The sequence below is a fragment of the Acinetobacter rudis genome (genome assembly GCF_031157835.1).
Taxonomy (GTDB): domain Bacteria; phylum Pseudomonadota; class Gammaproteobacteria; order Pseudomonadales; family Moraxellaceae; genus Acinetobacter; species Acinetobacter rudis_A.
Genome location: NZ_JAVIDR010000003.1, coordinates 258460 through 273818, shown reverse-complemented (window position 1 = coordinate 273818; position 15359 = coordinate 258460). Strand labels below are relative to the sequence as shown.

Sequence of the window (15359 nt, the reverse complement as noted above, 5' to 3'; positions counted from 1 at the left end):
TATGCTTTATGCCGAATAAAAGTCGTGTGGTACATAGTGAGTTCAGTGGTCATGGAAATAGTGAAGTTAGCAGATTTTCCGCAGTATTTATCTCAGGCAGCAGTTTGGTTTGCACAAAAATGGCAAATGCCTGTAGAGGTGTATCAAGACAGTATTCAACAATCTATTGCACAAAAAAATGGCGTCCCACAATGGTATATTGTGATTGATGCAATGCAAAATATCGTAGCGGGCTGTGGTGTTATTGACAATGATTTTCATGAACGCACAGATTTGACCCCTAATTTATGTGCGCTATTTGTCGAAGATAAATACCGCGGCAAGAGCATTGCTACCCAATTATTGGATTGTGCTCGTGAAGATGTTGCAACAATGAATATCGACAAACTTTATTTAGTGACAGATCACGAAACTTTTTATGAAAAATGTGGTTGGCAATTCTTAACCATGGTTCAAGAAGATGGTGGTGAGCTGATTCGTATGTATGTGGCAGATACTCAGAGTACCTAGACTACATATTTGAGCTTATTAAGCTGTATTTTAAGCGTTTAAGTAATTTCGGGTACGTGTATATGGCAACACGCCCCTTTTTTTGTTCAATATCTATTCGCCATCATGTTTTTTATCGTTAATCATGTGTAATGCACCAATAATTAATGCTCGCATACTTTGTACAAATTCAGCTTCCATTTCAGCTTCTTCATCTGCTCGTTGAGCATCTTTAATCGGCTCTTTACCTGCAACAGAATAAATAGTATCTGCAACAGCAATACAATGAAAGGCAATAGTTGCATTGAGCCAACGTGCTTGCTCGATGGTTAAATGATAGGCAGATGAAACAGTTTGATGATGATGTTCAATTTTTGCCACCATAGATGGTGTTGAGGCTAAACGACGGATTAAATAGGGCGTTAGACCTGCGTTAGATTTAACCAACTCTCGTAATGAATGCATAAAAATAATTAAATAATCATGGAGGGCAACTTTTGTACTGTTTTCTGGTTGTGGAATTTTCCAACGTAAAAAAATCTCTTCAGCAATTAAATACTTTAATTCTTCTAAGCTGGAAATATGCTTGTATAGGGCCATATGGCTGACACCAAGCGCAGCAGCGACTCCCACAAAAGTAATATTTAATAAACCAATGTTAATGCCTGCATTCATGATGCGTTCGTGGGTAATGGTACGAGGTCGTCCACGAGAAACCTGCTTGGTGAGCGTGGGCATATTTACTCCTAAATTTAATTTTTGCATGTTGCCATGTCATTGATGGAGGGTCAAATCCGTTTACTTTATTTAATTAGTTTACTACAATGCAACTAATTCTATTGATATAGATTCTCATTACCATTCGTAAATAGTCAAGTAAACATTTGCGATGCCCATAAGGGTAAGTACAGAGATTCAACTTTGAATAAGTAACCAAAGGAAGCAGAGTGATATGAGTGAACAAGGTTTAAAGGAACAGCAGCGCAAAAGTGCATTGGGATGCATATTAGCTCCAATACAAAAACAACTTGTTGGATCTACGTTGCTTTCTGCTTTGGGCGCAATACTTAGCCTGCTGCCTTTGGCACTTATTGCGTGGTTGATTCAAGGTTTATATATGGGAATGACAACTCATTGGGTAGATCACTACAGTAATCTCATGGTGCTAATGGTTGTTGCAGTTGGGAGTTTATTGCTTGGTGTATTCGCAATTACTGCAGCTGAGTTCTTTGCACATCTTGCAGATCATAGAATCACAGCACAGCTCCAACAACAAATTACTTTGCGTTTGACACAAGTTCCATTGGGATGGTTTAGCGCTCGAAGCGCTGGTGAAGTGAAACAGGCAATGCAGGACGATATTAGTTCATTGCATAGTTTAACAGCACATTTTTATCCTGCCGTGGGACGTGCGTTTGGCACATTGTTGATCGCTGCATTTTATTTGTTTGTGTTGGATTGGCGTTTGGCATTGCTGTCATTTCTTCCTTTTCTGGGTTTTTTATTATTTTTACGACATGCCATGAAAAGTAGTACAGCTCATATGGGAGATTTTGCTGCACATTTGGGGCAAATGAATAGTGCAACTGTTGAATTGACACAAGCCATTCCTGTTGTAAAAACATTTGCTCAAACTGGGCAAGCAACGATTGGTTATCAGCAAGCTGTGCAGGGCTTTGCACAAGCATTTCGTGAGTTCACTCGACCATTAGTAAAATCGATGGCGCATGCCCATGCAATGGTTGCACCTGTTACTGTGCTTGGCGTGGTGATTTTCTTTGCAACAGTGATGAGCTCTATGGGCTGGATGCAAGCTATTGAGGTTGTACCTTTTGTGTTGATTGCACCTGCAATTTGCGCTCCTGTTTTATTATTGCATACGCTTTTACACGATCTACAAGGGAGCCAAGCTGCGGCACAGCGCATATTAGATTTGCTTGATACACCTTCATTAGTGCAGTTACAGCCTAATCAAACTGCACTAGTTCAGGACTATACTGTGCAATTTGAGCAAGTTAGTTATGCCTATACAGAACAAAGTGTTTTAAACAAGATTGAACTATGTTTAAGGCCAGGTACAGTCACCGCAATTGTCGGGCCATCTGGTGCAGGAAAATCAACGCTTGCCCAGTTGTTGCTCCGTTTTTTTGATCCAACTGAAGGCACAATTCGTTTGGGCGGTGTTGATATTCGGCACATTGATAGCTGTTATTTATATCAACATCTGGGTTTTGTTTTACAAGAAACAAAACTTATTCACGCCACAATTGCTGAAAACATTGCATTGGGTCGTGCTGGAGCAACACAGTCAGAAATTGAAACTGCTGCACGGGCTGCCAATATTCACGAGCGTATTATGTCTTTACCTAAGCAATATCAATCTGTGCTTGGGGCCGATCTTGCGCTGTCTGGAGGTGAACGGCAACGCATCAGTATAGCTCGGGCAATTTTACTTGATCCGCCAATATTGATTCTTGATGAGGCGACAGCAGCAGCGGATATTGAAAATGAAATCGCTATTCAACAGGCACTGGCTCGATTTGCTCATGGTCGAACATTATTGGTGATTGCTCACCGTTTAGACACGATCATACATGCTGATCAGATTGTAGTGCTAGATCAAGGTCATATTGTTGAACAAGGAAAACATGATGAATTGTTGATACAAAACGGGCGCTATGCTCAGTTATGGATACATCGTAGTCAACAGCAAATGGAGAAGCCTAATGTTTAAAACATTTTCCAAATTATTAGGCAATGATTGTTATATTTTCTATCGTTATCTTGTCCTTACCGCCGTGTATGCTGTGCTTTGTGGATTGAGTATGGTGCTGTTAGCTGTATTACTTGCAAAGGTGCTACAGAGTGCATATTCGTATATTGAAATATTTTTATTATTAATCATTATTTGTATCACCATGTGTTGGTGGCTACGTCGTGTGGTTGAACAGCAAGGTATAAAAGTAGGTATTGCTGTACTTGCTGGTGCACGTTTACGTTTGGGGGAGCATGTCGCTACTTTACCAGTAGGTTGGTTTAATCAGCAGAATAAGACGCAGTTTAATCATATTGTTAATCAGGGAATGATGTCGATTGCTCAGTTGCCAGCACATGTTTTTACCCCGTTATTGACCAGTTTAATCACACCAGTGGTAATGGTGATTGCATTATTTTTTTACTCCCCACAGTTGGGTTTAATGAGTTTACTGGCTTTGCCTATATTGGGTATGGTGTTTTATTTAACTGTAAAAATTTCCAGTTATACAGATGCCAGCTATCAGCATAATTTTGCATCTACCAGTCAACGTATTGTTGAATTTGCCCAAGCACAATCTATTTTCCGTGCATTCAATGGCGAGGGCACGAGTCGTCGGTTTTTGGATCAAGCCTTTGATACACAACGCCAATCTGCATTTAAATTAATTGTTTTATCTTCTTGTGCTGCTGTATTAAACACTTGGGTAATCCAAATTATTTTTGCAGGATTATTGCTATTGGCACTGATGGCTTTGGTACTCATTCCGAGTGATCAATTGGTGTTAGCTGATGTCATTAGTGTAGTGATCATTTTATTATTACTTTGCCGTTTTATTGAAGCTGTGACTGAGGTCGCAAGTTATAGTGAGGTTTTACGTGGTGGTGCTGCACAACTTGCCAGTATTGAAGCTATTTTTGACCAACATGCCTTAGCAGAAGGTGTAAAGACACAACGACTTGTTGATCATTCGATTTGCTTTAAAGATGTATATTTTTCCTATGATAGAACTCTCCCACCTGTTCTAGAAGGAATTAATTTAAATATTGCCTCAGGCAGTATGACAGCACTTATTGGTGCCTCAGGGGCTGGCAAAAGTACCATCGCTCAATTGGTTGCTCGTTTTTACGATGTGGATCAGGGGCAAGTGCTAGTGGGGGGCATAGATGTTAAACAATTCCCCTCTGCACAATTAAGTTCACAGATGAGTCAAATCTTCCAAGATAACTATTTGTTTGCGGGGAGTATTGCAGACAACATGCGTATTGGGAGAGCCGATGCAACTGAAACAGAGATGTTGCATGTATTAACACAGGTGGGTTTAGGTGACTTGCTTGCTCAATTACCAGAGGGCTTGAATAGCATGGTCGGTGAGGGTGGTGGGCGCTTATCGGGTGGTGAGCGGCAGCGGATGACCATCGCTCGTGCTTTGATCAAAGATGCGCCTATTTTACTTATTGATGAAGCCACAGCTGCTTTAGATACTGAAAATCAAGCCATGATTAGTGATTTGCTCCAACAGTTACGTGGGCAAAAAACAATTTTAGTCATTGCTCATCAGTTATCTACAATTGTTAATGCAGACCAAATTGTTGTACTCAAAAATGGCCAAATAACAGAACAAGGAACGGCAACAGAACTCAGCCAAATCAAAGGTGATTATTGGCATTTTGTCCAACAAAGTCATCAGCTACAAGGTTGGCATATAGGGGCATTAGCTGCTGAGGGTTCATCTTGATGCCGATTGTATTTCTATTGGGCTTTGTCTTATTGAGTATGTTGTCACTCATATTAGGTGCTCAGCAATTACAGTGGTCAGAGTTGGTTAATTTTTCAAGTGAAACTTGGTTAATACTAACTGCAAGCCGTTTGCCTCGGTTATTTGCCATTATTTTAACAGGAGTTGGGCTAGCAATTTGTGGTGTGATTTTACAGCAGATTGTACGCAACCGTTTTGTTGAGGCTGGTACAACGGGTGGATTAGATGCAGCAAGGTTGGGTGTGTTGGTTGCGCTAAGTCTATTACCTGATGTCAGTATGATGGGCAGAATGTTATTTGCACTCACTTTTTGTTTTATTGCTAGTTTAATTTTTATCGCTATTGTGCAGCGCATTCAGTTTCGCAATAGCTTACTTATACCTGTAATTGGTTTGATGTATGGCAGTATTTTGGCGGCATTAGCTGAGTTTTATGCCTATCAAAATAACATGTTGCAGAGTATGCAAGGCTGGTTATTGGGGGACTTCTCTAGAGTCGTCCAGGGTCATTATGAATTGATGTATATCATCGTACCGATGGTGATTTTAAGTTATATCTTCGCACAGCGTTTTACTGTGATTGGTATGGGCAATGATACTGCTTCTAGTTTAGGTGTGAATTATAACGCGATGGCTGTTATAGGTTTGCTCATTGTGGCTACAACGGTTGCTATTAGTGTGATCAGCGTTGGGGCAATTCCATTCGTTGGATTGGTTGTACCGCATTTAGTTGCAATGAAATACGGTGATAACCTGAAAAAAACCTTACCGATTGTGGCATTAGGTGGTGCGAGCTTACTTTTGCTTTGTGACATTGTTGGGCGTTTAATTCTTTATCCTTTTGAGGTTCCAATTGCATTAACTGCAGGTGGTGTTGGTGGATTACTGTTCTTTATCCTCATTTTTAGAAGGATACGTACATGAATCTGAACATTACTTTTCAAACATTACAACAAAGCAAGAAGCATCTGCGCGCGCGGTATATTGGTATTTCTACGTTGGTCGTTGGGTTAGCACTATTTTTTGTCTTTTTTAATGCTGATATGGATTTTGATTATGTCATTCCACGGCGATTATTACGCTTAGCCACTATTGTACTTGCAGGGATTTGTATTGCTTTTTCAGCAATCATTTTTCAGACCTTGATGGGAAACCGTATTTTAACGCCAGCAGTGATGGGCTATGAGGCGATTTATTTGCTATGGCAAGTATTGTTATTGTTTCTATTTGGGACTCAAACACTGTTCTGGTTAGGGCTAAATGGTCACTTTTTCTTATCCATCTTTTTGATGTTGTTGTATTCATGGGCAATACAACACTGGTTATTGCCCCATGTAAAGCAGAATGTATTTCAACTGCTGTTATGTGGCTTAGTTTTGACCTTGCTCTTTGGCACAATCACACAATTTGTGCAGCTAAAAATAAGCCCAGGTGAGTTTTCGATTTTTCAGGGTTTAAGTTATGCCTCATTCAATCGTTCACAACCAGAGACTTTGCTTTACGCCAGCTTAGCTGTAGCTGCGTTTGTATATTGGGGACGCCATACATTTTCTTTACTTGATGTTTTGCTCTTAGGGGCTGAACAAGCACAATCTTTAGGACTTGATCATGACAAGTTAATGCGTAGGTGTTTGGCGATTATTGCAATATTAGTTGCTATCTCGACCAGTTTAATTGGGCCGACTGCATTTATGGGGATATTTATTGCCAACATTACTTATGCCTTGGCTGGTCGTTTTCAACATTATTGGACTTTGTTGATGGGAAGTTTACTGGCTATTACTGTGTTTTTGTTAGCGCAGATTTTGGTTGAACATATTTTTAATTATAAAACGACCATCAGTATTTTAATTAATTTGGTTTGTGGAGTGTATTTTTTGCTGTTGGCTCTACGTACTCGGGGAATGACATGATTTCTGCTCATCATATTTACAAAGCATATCGAGGCCAAGTTGTACTTGATGAAATTAATATTGATTTTCCAATACGACAGGTCACTTCTTTGATTGGACCCAATGGTGCAGGAAAATCAACTTTATTGATGATGTTAGCGCATTTATCAATTCCTGATCAGGGACAGATCACATTGGGACAACGCAATATTGCCCACATCAGTAAAGCTGAATACGCCAAACGGGTGGCGACTCTAAGACAATCACCCGGCCTGAATTTACGCATGACCGTTGAAGAATTGGTTGCATTCGGTCGTTTTCCACATAGTCAAGGTCACCTAAATGCACAAGATCATCAGGTCATTACTGAATCCCTAGACTTTTTAGACTTACAACCATTGCGGCATGCTTATGTGGATGAGCTTAGTGGTGGACAACGTCAAATGGCATATTTAGCAATGACCATTGCCCAACAAACGGATGTGTTATTGCTCGATGAACCATTGAATAACTTGGATATGAAACATGCTGTGCAATTGATGCGAGCATTGCGCCGATTATGTGATGAGCAAGGCCGCACAGTGATTTTGGTTATACACGATATTAATGTTGCGGCAAATTATTCTGACCATATTGTTGCATTGAAACATGGCAAATTATGTTTTAGCGGACCAACTCAACAGGTTATTACTGCAAAGCTGTTAGGAGATTTATACGAGCTGAATTTTACCATTCAGCATGGGCAACACGGTTATTACTGTAGTTATTTTAATTGATAAAAAGAGAGTGCAATGAACAGGAAACTTAAATTTCTAGTCGGGGTCATGACTACGCTTTCAACTGTGATGTTGCTAGGGTGTGAAAAGCAACCAGCAGTACAGCAACAAGCGATACAACAATGGGCTCAGCCAGTCAAAATTCAGCATCAACTTGGCACAACGATTATTCAACAACGTCCACAGCGAGTTGCAGTTTTGGATATGAATGAGGCTGATTTTTTAGATCAACTTGGAGTGAAAATTGCAGGGATGCCAAAGGATTATGTCCCTCATTTTTTAACACAGTATAAAAACGATGCTACGGTGATTGATTTAGGTGCAATTGTGCAGCCAAATATGGAACGTATTTATGCGCTTAAACCAGATTTACTACTTATTACCCCCTTACAGGCAAATCAGTATCAGACCCTATCTGAAATAGCTCCAACAGTGCATTACGACATTAATTTTAATAATAGTCAGCAACATCATATTGAAATGATTAAGGCTCACCTTCTTAGTTTGGGAGCAATTTTTGATCGTAAACAACGTGCTGTTGAAATGGTAGCGCTATTGGATAAAAAAATCAGTCAAGTACAACAGATGACAGCCAATCGAAGCGAGAAAGCATTAGTGGTGTTACATAATAATGGTGCTTTTAGTCATTTTGGTGTGCAGTCACGTTATGGCTTTATTTTTAATTCATTTGGGGTCAAGCCTGCAAGTACAGCAGTTGATACGAGTTTGCATGGCCAGCCAATTACTAGTGAGTTTATTCAACAGGCTGATCCAGATATTTTATTTATTGTTGATCGCACTGCTGTGATGGAGCGCCGTGCCACAATTAATGCAGAACAAGTAAGTAATCCATTGCTTCGTCAAACGAAGGCTTGGAAAAGTGGCAAAGTGGTTTTTGTTGATGCCGATGCATGGTACACGACAGCAGCAAGCCCAACCTCGATGCATATTATTATTGACGATGTCATGAAGGGGTATCAGCAATGAATTAATTGAACTTTTCATTATCTGTAATATCGTTCGTTTATAGCCAGATCTAATCCAGCCAAAAACATAAATTTATTGAATTAAATACGCACATGCTTTGTTTTTACAAATCGCATGCTGGGCAAAGCTGTGCCTAAAGGAATGGAATTTCGTGATGCAATATCGTCAAAATTGTTTAAACCAAGTGCAGCTAACACTGCAAAAATCAGCAGGAAAAGGCTTTAAGTTAAGTCGTTTAGGTGCTGCACAACTGCTGATAAGTTTAGGGTTGTATTTACCTATTTCAGTTGTATTTGCTCAAAACCCAGTTGATGCAGATATAGTGACTATACCAAGCAATGGAGGGGAGCAAGACCGAGTTATACTCCCAACCATCATTTTAAAGGCGGAGTCTGCACAGCCACTAGCAGGACAGTTGGCAAATACCAGTCATGTAGGCTTTTTGGGAGAGAAAAAATATGGTGAAACACCTTTTCAAACTCAAGCCTATACCGATAAATATATTGCTGATCGTCAAGCTCAAGAGATTACTGATGTTATTGCTGCAACAGATGCATCGGTTTTTAGTAATGGTGTAACTGGTGCTTGGTCAGAAAATTATTATATTCGTGGTTTTGCATCCAGTTCGGGTGATATGTCTATGAATGGCATGTTTGGTATCAGTCCTTTTTATCGAACTTCACCTGAAATGTTTGAACAGATTACGGTTTTGAAAGGCCCATCGGCTTTACTAAATGGAATGCCACCTGCGGGTTCAATAGGAGGTACTGTCGATTTAAAAACCAAACGTGCTGGAGATCAGCCACTGAATCGTTTTACCGCTAGTTATATGTCAGATTCACAATTTGGTGGGCATATTGATGTTTCTAGACGCTTTGGTGAGAATAATGCTTTTGGTGTACGTTTGAATGGCGTTTATCGTGATGGTCAAGGGGCTGTTGATGATCAGGAGAAAAAGACTGAGCTTTTATCTTTAGGCTTAGATTGGCGTGGTGAGCGTGCGCGTATTTCAGCTGATTTGTATACAGCCGAAGATCGCATAGATGGTGTGACTCGTGGAATTAATTTGGCTACAGGTATTACTGTACCTAAGCCACCTAAACCGACTACTTTACTTAACCCTGATTGGTCATTTGTACGCAGTAAAGATAAAGGAGCCATGTTACGTGCTGAATATGACGTAAATGATCAGTTTATGATATATGCAGCATATGGCCAGAGTAAAACCGACTATCAATATAACGGTACAATGCTCTCTACTGTAACAGATAACAAGGGAACGCTGGACAATACGATTGGTCAATTGGCTTTTGATTTAGCAAAGACATCGGCAGATGTGGGTTTAAAGGGTACATTCAATACAGGGCAGATTGCTCATCAGTGGGTAATGAATGCAACTTACTACCAACACGATCAAAATGATTATGGTCAACGTGTGGTGCATGGTGCAGGAAACACCACAAATATCTATCACCCTGTGTGGGGTAAACCAGCAGAATTGAATTTGCCATATTTGTTTAGTTCAAGTCTAGAGACACGGAGTTATGGTATTGCAGATACGCTATCGACCTTGGAAGATCGTTTACAATTGACTTTAGGATTACGTCATCAACGGGTGAAGACTGCATCGACCACAGCAAAAAATTATGATCAGAGTGCGATAACTCCTGGTGCTGCAATTGTGTTTAAAGTTACAGATTATATGTCGATATATGTAAATTATATTGAGGGTCTATCTAAAGGTGGACAAGCACCAGCAACAGCTTTTAACTCAGATACAGTTTTTGCACCACAAAAAACTAAGCAAAAAGAGGTAGGGCTCAAATTAGAATATGATCGTTTCCAACATAGTTTATCTGTATTTGAAATTACCCAGCCGAATCTCTATTTAGACAGTGATAACTACTATAAATCTGATGGTGAACAGCGCAATCGAGGAGTAGAGTGGTCTTTTGCTGGTAATATTTTACATGATGTTCGTGTCTTGGGCGGAGTAACCCTACTTGATCCAGAATTAAGCAAGACGAAAGCTGGTATTAACCAAGGTAATGTGCCAACTGGTTTTGCTAAAAACCAAGCCAAGTTAGGTTTAGAATGGGATACAGTACTGGTTCCAAATTTAACCTTGACTGCCAATATGACGGCAGTTTCTAAGCAGTATCTCAATCAAGAAAACAGCCTCTATGCATCAGGTCATACAGTTTATGATGTGGGTGCACGTTATCATTTAGATGCAGGTAAATTACCTGTGACACTGCGTGCAAGTATTCATAATCTGACGAACAAAGCCTATTGGGGAATGCCACAATTATCAAATTTAGCTTTAGGCGCGCCAAGAACTTATATGTTATCGGCATCATTTGATTTTTAAATTAAACTCACCGATTTTAATTGCTTTGAAAGTGAAATCAACTCGTTGATACGATGTAATAATAGACCAGTTGTAAAAATAGCTGGTTTTTTATTAAATGTGATTTAGGTACAATAGCGCGTTATCCTCCTTAAAACCCTTGGGTTTCGCGCTGATCTATGTCGCAATTATCACAATTTTTTGCTCAAAATCAATTTTGTGTGTTGATTGAGTATTTGACATCACTGAAAGAAACCTATCCTGTAACTACATCTTTTGCAGGTTTTCCGAGTGTGATGACTTTAGCCGATCGAGTTCATACCGATAATGATCTTGCACCCTTAGATGCCGTAAAAGGCTATCCAGATGAAATAGATAAACTGCTACATTTTGCTGGTAAAGGGCGTGATATTGCAGAGTTTAAGCAATTTCTACATCAAGCAGAGGCACAGTCTTTACGCAATTTATTATTATTGACTGGTGATAAACTCAAACAGCATCAGGATGGTGGGGGCGGCATTCCTCGAACACGTTATTTAGAATCGGTCAATGCCGTGATGGCTGCAAAACAACACGGTGGTTTTTGTATTGGCGTTGCATTTAATCCTTTTAAATATACTGAAGCAGAGATAGATGCTCAGTATTTTAAGTTACATAAGAAAATTAAGGCTGGTGCAGACTTTATTATTAGTCAGCTAGGCTATGATATGGCAGCATTACAACAATTACAGACTTTTTTGCAGCAGCATTGTTATTCACAAAAACTATTGGCTTGTGTAATGCCACTGAGTTTGGCACGTGCTAAGTTTATGTTGCAACAACAAGTCGCTGGTATTGTAATTACCCCACAGATGATTAAGCTCTTAGAACAAGAAAAAGCCGCTGGATTAAGTGAACGAGTTTATGCACGTTGTGCTCTACAGATATTGATTTGTCAGCATTTGGGCTTTGCTGGTGTACACTTGTCAGCTTGTCATAAACCGGAAGAACAGCAACTATTACAAAGTTATATCGAACAATACCGCAATTTAGATTTAGCCTCCTGCCAGCAGATGTGGCATACATTATGGCAAGATCAGGCGGGTGAGCGTTTTCGGCCAATTGTTCAACAATATGCGCAGCAAGTCAGTTTAGGGCAAATTGTAAAGTATCAACAATTACATCTTATGCATGATACTGTTTTTAACTCCAAATTGGGTCGTGGTATTGGCCATATGATTTTTAATCGAGGTTTTTGGAATAAAAAACCTGCTGCTAAGGCATTATTAAAAACAGAATTACTTAGTAAGCATAGTGTGGTTGGGTGTGATAACTGTGGGCAATGCCGTTTAGCAGATACATTATATATTTGCCCCGAAACTTGCCCCAAAGGTTTGGCTAATGGGCCTTGTGGTGGTACATCTTTAGATCGTTGTGAGTTTGGTGATCGTGAATGTATACATTCAGTCAAAGCTCGTTTAGCCAAGGCAGTACAGCAGACAGATGTATTAAAAGCACAGTTAATTGAAGCTGTGCCAGTTGAAGTGCGTGGTAGTAGCTCTTGGAAAAACTGGTATTTGCAGGATGAGCCTCATCATTAATCGCCCTCTGCAAATATTGATGAGTCTATAAAGCGCCCTGATTTTGGCAGAATTAGATTATTCTTCATCCATTGCATTGCTATAAAACTTTACCCCAAGCTGAATACGGTCACGACCATTTTTCATACGCCAACGGTTAGTATCACGTAGTGAATATACACAGCCACAATATTCCTGTTGGTAAAATTCTTCATTTTTACTAATTTCCAGCATACGTACCGCACCACCATTTTTACGCCAGTTATAATCCCAGTACTGTATACCTGTATAATGTGCGGCAGCACGATGACCACAGTCATTGATTTGCTGCATATTTTTCCAACGTGAAATACCTAAAGAGCTACTAATTAAGCTAAAACCATGCTCGCTGGCATACAGCGCTGTACGTTCAAAACGCATATCGAAACACATAGTGCATCGAATTCCTTTTTCTGGTTCATTTTCCATGCCTTTCGCACGTGCAAACCAATTTTCCGTATCATAATCGGCATCAATAAATTCAATATTATGCTTTTGAGCAAAACGAATATTTTCTTCTTTACGAATAAGGTACTCTTTAACTGGATGAATATTAGGGTTGTAGAAAAAAATAGAATATTCAATACCTGATTCCATCAGGGTTTCCATAACTTCACCTGAGCAGGGCGCACAGCAAGAATGTAATAATAGTTTATTGTGACCAGACGGCAGAGAAAGTTTTTGGCGCTCAAGTTTTGACATTGGACTACAGTAATACCTTTAGACCCTATAGTCTAATCGCGATTTACGGTATAAAGCCGATGATTTTGATGAAAAATTCTAAACTTAAGTTGATCTAAATTCAGCTTATCCCTATGCAAAGATTCAAAGGGTCAGTATGAAGACTGACCTTAGACTCAATAGCGAGATTACTAGCCCATAGAGAGACCATCAGCATTAACCATAAAGATCACACCAACAATAAACAAAGTGCAATAGATACAGAACCAAATAATTGCACGTTTAAATGCCTTATCTGAGATTGAGCTGTCTGCATATTTGGCGGATTTTTTTTGCTCTTGTGGTTCGCTGTTGTTCATGATGAATGCTCTTTAATATCACTGATCTTAGTATTATCTACTTATCAAGAACTTAAGTGTAGATACAAAAAATAAGAAAAAAACTATAACAGATAAATCCGACTAAATTCATCTGTTATAGTCTTCTGCTTAATGCATGTTGTGATGTGGTCGAGCTATACACATTGCGGGATTTCATTTGACTGTTGTAGATTTATTGATATGCAGTAAATAGTCACTATAAAAGTCAAGTTTCAATTGGTGACTAGAGGCTATTGCTTCAAGGCTTTGTTGGGTGTTTTTTAAAGAGAAAACACCTGAAATTTTAATATCTTTAATATCATCAGCGAGAATATATTGTCCTGAACGGTAACGGTAGAGCTCAGCAATAACTTCTTTTAAAGGCCGATTTTCAACCCATAGTATGTGTTGAGTCCAAAAAGGTTGTTGTAGCTGAGTATTGGGTGAGGTTTTGACCTGTTGTGTAGTGAAGTTGCTACTTTGCCCTTGTTCAATCACATAGCGCTGTGAAAAGGCTTTTGGATACACTGCAACAGCATCTTGATACACATCAACCTGTGAGTTTTGTTGTTGTTGACGAATGTTAAAACGTGTACCCAAAGCTTCAATTTGACCTTCACTCGTTTTGACCTTAAAGGGGCGATGCTGTGGGTCTTTCGCTGTTTCAATATAGATTTCACCTTGTAATAATTCGATTTGGCGTTTGCTTTGATCATAATGAATATTGATATAAGTATCACTTGCTAGAACAAGTTGAGTCCCATCCTCAAGACGAATACCTTTGACTTCACCTAGGGCACTATGTTGGTCTGCTCGCCAGTTTGCCCAAGGTAGTTGAGAAGATATTGCCAAGCCGCAAATAATAAGCAAACCATAGAGTGAATATTGTTTAAGTTTACGCTCCAAATGGTGATGCGTTTTAATAAGCTGTTTCTGTTGTAGTGGCGGTGGTAGTTGCGTAAGACCCAAACTGAGTTGATTAAATTGAGCAATGGCCTGATCGTGACGTGGATCTTGTGCTTGCCACTGTTTAAATTGTTGCAGCTGTTCAGGGCTTGCCTCACCCGAATGCAAAATAACTAACCAATCACATGCTTGATTGATAATATCTTCTGAAAGGGGCAGAGAGTTATCAATCTTCATTTGAATCGTAGCTCAGTTTGGGGGAATGGTAAAAGTTTTAGATATGATAGACGCGAAGACAAGCTAAAAAAGCCAGTTTCATATCACGTTTTACCGTAGCTTCAGATATGTGTAAATGTTCTGCAATTTGACGATAATTTTGACCATCAAGTTGAGACATTAAAAAGACCTGTGCAGCACGAGTTGGAATGCGCTCTAGTACCAATTGAACGTGGTAGAGGGTTTCACGAATACAAATTTCATCTTCAGCAGAAGGTGCATATTGTTCTGGCATTTGACTCAGGGCATCTAGATAAAGGCGCTCAACATGTTGATGACGCCAGTGATCAATAATGACATGTTTTGCAATCCCCATTAACCAAGCCTGTGGTTCTTTGATATCAAGAAAATTGTATTGGCTTCTTAGCGCACGATAAAACACTTCTTGGCTCAAGTCTTCAGATTGGTGATGATGCTGTAATTTATGTTTAAACCAAGAAAGAAGAATACTTTGGTGGGTTTTATAGACTTTGTTGAACCAAAGTTGTTTTTCAAGTATTACATCCATAATGGGGCCTTTTAGGCCAATAAA

General features: G+C 39.5%; 14 protein-coding genes. 9 read left to right on the top strand and 5 right to left on the bottom strand.

The window, feature by feature from the left end:
• Window positions 1–51: 51 nt before the first annotated feature.
• Window positions 52–510, top strand: coding sequence for a GNAT family N-acetyltransferase (locus RFH42_RS05210; protein ID WP_308974631.1), 459 nt, complete (start codon window positions 52–54; stop codon window positions 508–510).
• 93 nt (window positions 511–603) lie between these two features.
• Here the strand turns inward: RFH42_RS05210 and RFH42_RS05205 are convergent, their stop codons facing one another.
• The gene (locus tag RFH42_RS05205) at window positions 604–1227 is read right to left on the bottom strand and encodes a TetR/AcrR family transcriptional regulator (RefSeq protein ID WP_308974525.1); all 624 of its coding nucleotides are present in this window, start codon (window positions 1225–1227) and stop codon (window positions 604–606) included.
• Window positions 1228–1441: 214 nt separating this feature from the next.
• Here RFH42_RS05205 and RFH42_RS05200 point away from each other — a divergent pair, with 214 nt between their 5' ends.
• The 8 genes from RFH42_RS05200 (at window position 1442) to RFH42_RS05165 (ending at window position 12587) form a co-directional block, all read left to right on the top strand.
• The gene (locus tag RFH42_RS05200) at window positions 1442–3223 is read left to right on the top strand and encodes an ABC transporter ATP-binding protein (protein WP_308974524.1); all 1782 of its coding nucleotides are present in this window, start codon (window positions 1442–1444) and stop codon (window positions 3221–3223) included.
• The gene (locus RFH42_RS05195) at window positions 3216–4982 is read left to right on the top strand and encodes an ABC transporter ATP-binding protein (protein ID WP_308974523.1); all 1767 of its coding nucleotides are present in this window, start codon (window positions 3216–3218) and stop codon (window positions 4980–4982) included. The genes RFH42_RS05200 and RFH42_RS05195 overlap by 8 nt, the downstream gene beginning before the upstream one ends.
• Window positions 4982–5926: an ABC transporter permease gene (locus RFH42_RS05190; protein ID WP_308974522.1), complete on the top strand. Its 945-nt coding sequence runs from the start codon at window positions 4982–4984 to the stop codon at window positions 5924–5926. The genes RFH42_RS05195 and RFH42_RS05190 overlap by 1 nt, the downstream gene beginning before the upstream one ends.
• Entirely contained in the window at window positions 5923–6915 is a 993-nt protein-coding gene (locus RFH42_RS05185; protein ID WP_308974521.1) for an iron chelate uptake ABC transporter family permease subunit, read from the top strand. The genes RFH42_RS05190 and RFH42_RS05185 overlap by 4 nt, the downstream gene beginning before the upstream one ends.
• Window positions 6912–7670 (top strand): iron ABC transporter ATP-binding protein, encoded by a 759-nt coding sequence (locus tag RFH42_RS05180; protein WP_308974520.1) that lies wholly within the window; start codon window positions 6912–6914, stop codon window positions 7668–7670. The genes RFH42_RS05185 and RFH42_RS05180 overlap by 4 nt, the downstream gene beginning before the upstream one ends.
• A gap of 15 nt (window positions 7671–7685) precedes the next feature.
• Complete coding sequence (locus RFH42_RS05175) at window positions 7686–8657, top strand: siderophore ABC transporter substrate-binding protein (RefSeq protein WP_374990815.1); 972 nt, start codon at window positions 7686–7688, stop codon at window positions 8655–8657.
• Window positions 8658–8811: 154 nt separating this feature from the next.
• On the top strand, window positions 8812–11028 hold the full coding sequence (locus tag RFH42_RS05170; protein WP_308974519.1) for a TonB-dependent receptor: 2217 nt from the start codon (window positions 8812–8814) through the stop codon (window positions 11026–11028).
• A gap of 158 nt (window positions 11029–11186) precedes the next feature.
• On the top strand, window positions 11187–12587 hold the full coding sequence (locus RFH42_RS05165; RefSeq protein WP_308974518.1) for a methylenetetrahydrofolate reductase C-terminal domain-containing protein: 1401 nt from the start codon (window positions 11187–11189) through the stop codon (window positions 12585–12587).
• Between the two features lie 57 nt (window positions 12588–12644).
• Here RFH42_RS05165 and RFH42_RS05160 read toward each other — a convergent pair whose 3' ends face one another.
• The 4 genes from RFH42_RS05160 to RFH42_RS05145 all read right to left on the bottom strand — a co-directional run bounded on the left by RFH42_RS05160 (window position 12645) and on the right by RFH42_RS05145 (window position 15335).
• Window positions 12645–13307, bottom strand: coding sequence for an epoxyqueuosine reductase QueH (locus RFH42_RS05160; protein ID WP_308974517.1), 663 nt, complete (start codon window positions 13305–13307; stop codon window positions 12645–12647).
• A 170-nt stretch (window positions 13308–13477) separates the two neighbouring features.
• A complete protein-coding gene (locus RFH42_RS05155) occupies window positions 13478–13645 on the bottom strand; it encodes a hypothetical protein (protein WP_308974516.1) in 168 nt (55 codons plus the stop codon).
• A gap of 174 nt (window positions 13646–13819) precedes the next feature.
• On the bottom strand, window positions 13820–14788 hold the full coding sequence (locus RFH42_RS05150) for a FecR domain-containing protein (RefSeq protein WP_308974515.1): 969 nt from the start codon (window positions 14786–14788) through the stop codon (window positions 13820–13822).
• A 37-nt stretch (window positions 14789–14825) separates the two neighbouring features.
• Window positions 14826–15335, bottom strand: coding sequence for a sigma-70 family RNA polymerase sigma factor (locus RFH42_RS05145; protein WP_308974514.1), 510 nt, complete (start codon window positions 15333–15335; stop codon window positions 14826–14828).
• Window positions 15336–15359: the final 24 nt, after the last annotated feature.

Bases quoted from the DNA above. Each gene is read 5' to 3' on its own strand.
- RFH42_RS05210 (WP_308974631.1), top strand. From the start codon at position 52: ATGGAAATAGTGAAGTTAGCAGATTTTCCGCAGTATTTATCTCAGGCA.
- RFH42_RS05205 (WP_308974525.1), bottom strand. From the start codon at position 1,227: ATGCCCACGCTCACCAAGCAGGTTTCTCGTGGACGACCTCGTACCATT.
- RFH42_RS05200 (WP_308974524.1), top strand. From the start codon at position 1,442: ATGAGTGAACAAGGTTTAAAGGAACAGCAGCGCAAAAGTGCATTGGGA.
- RFH42_RS05195 (WP_308974523.1), top strand. From the start codon at position 3,216: ATGTTTAAAACATTTTCCAAATTATTAGGCAATGATTGTTATATTTTC.
- RFH42_RS05190 (WP_308974522.1), top strand. From the start codon at position 4,982: ATGCCGATTGTATTTCTATTGGGCTTTGTCTTATTGAGTATGTTGTCA.
- RFH42_RS05185 (WP_308974521.1), top strand. From the start codon at position 5,923: ATGAATCTGAACATTACTTTTCAAACATTACAACAAAGCAAGAAGCAT.
- RFH42_RS05180 (WP_308974520.1), top strand. From the start codon at position 6,912: ATGATTTCTGCTCATCATATTTACAAAGCATATCGAGGCCAAGTTGTA.
- RFH42_RS05175 (WP_374990815.1), top strand. From the start codon at position 7,686: ATGAACAGGAAACTTAAATTTCTAGTCGGGGTCATGACTACGCTTTCA.
- RFH42_RS05170 (WP_308974519.1), top strand. From the start codon at position 8,812: ATGCAATATCGTCAAAATTGTTTAAACCAAGTGCAGCTAACACTGCAA.
- RFH42_RS05165 (WP_308974518.1), top strand. From the start codon at position 11,187: ATGTCGCAATTATCACAATTTTTTGCTCAAAATCAATTTTGTGTGTTG.
- RFH42_RS05160 (WP_308974517.1), bottom strand. From the start codon at position 13,307: ATGTCAAAACTTGAGCGCCAAAAACTTTCTCTGCCGTCTGGTCACAAT.
- RFH42_RS05155 (WP_308974516.1), bottom strand. From the start codon at position 13,645: ATGAACAACAGCGAACCACAAGAGCAAAAAAAATCCGCCAAATATGCA.
- RFH42_RS05150 (WP_308974515.1), bottom strand. From the start codon at position 14,788: ATGAAGATTGATAACTCTCTGCCCCTTTCAGAAGATATTATCAATCAA.
- RFH42_RS05145 (WP_308974514.1), bottom strand. From the start codon at position 15,335: ATGGATGTAATACTTGAAAAACAACTTTGGTTCAACAAAGTCTATAAA.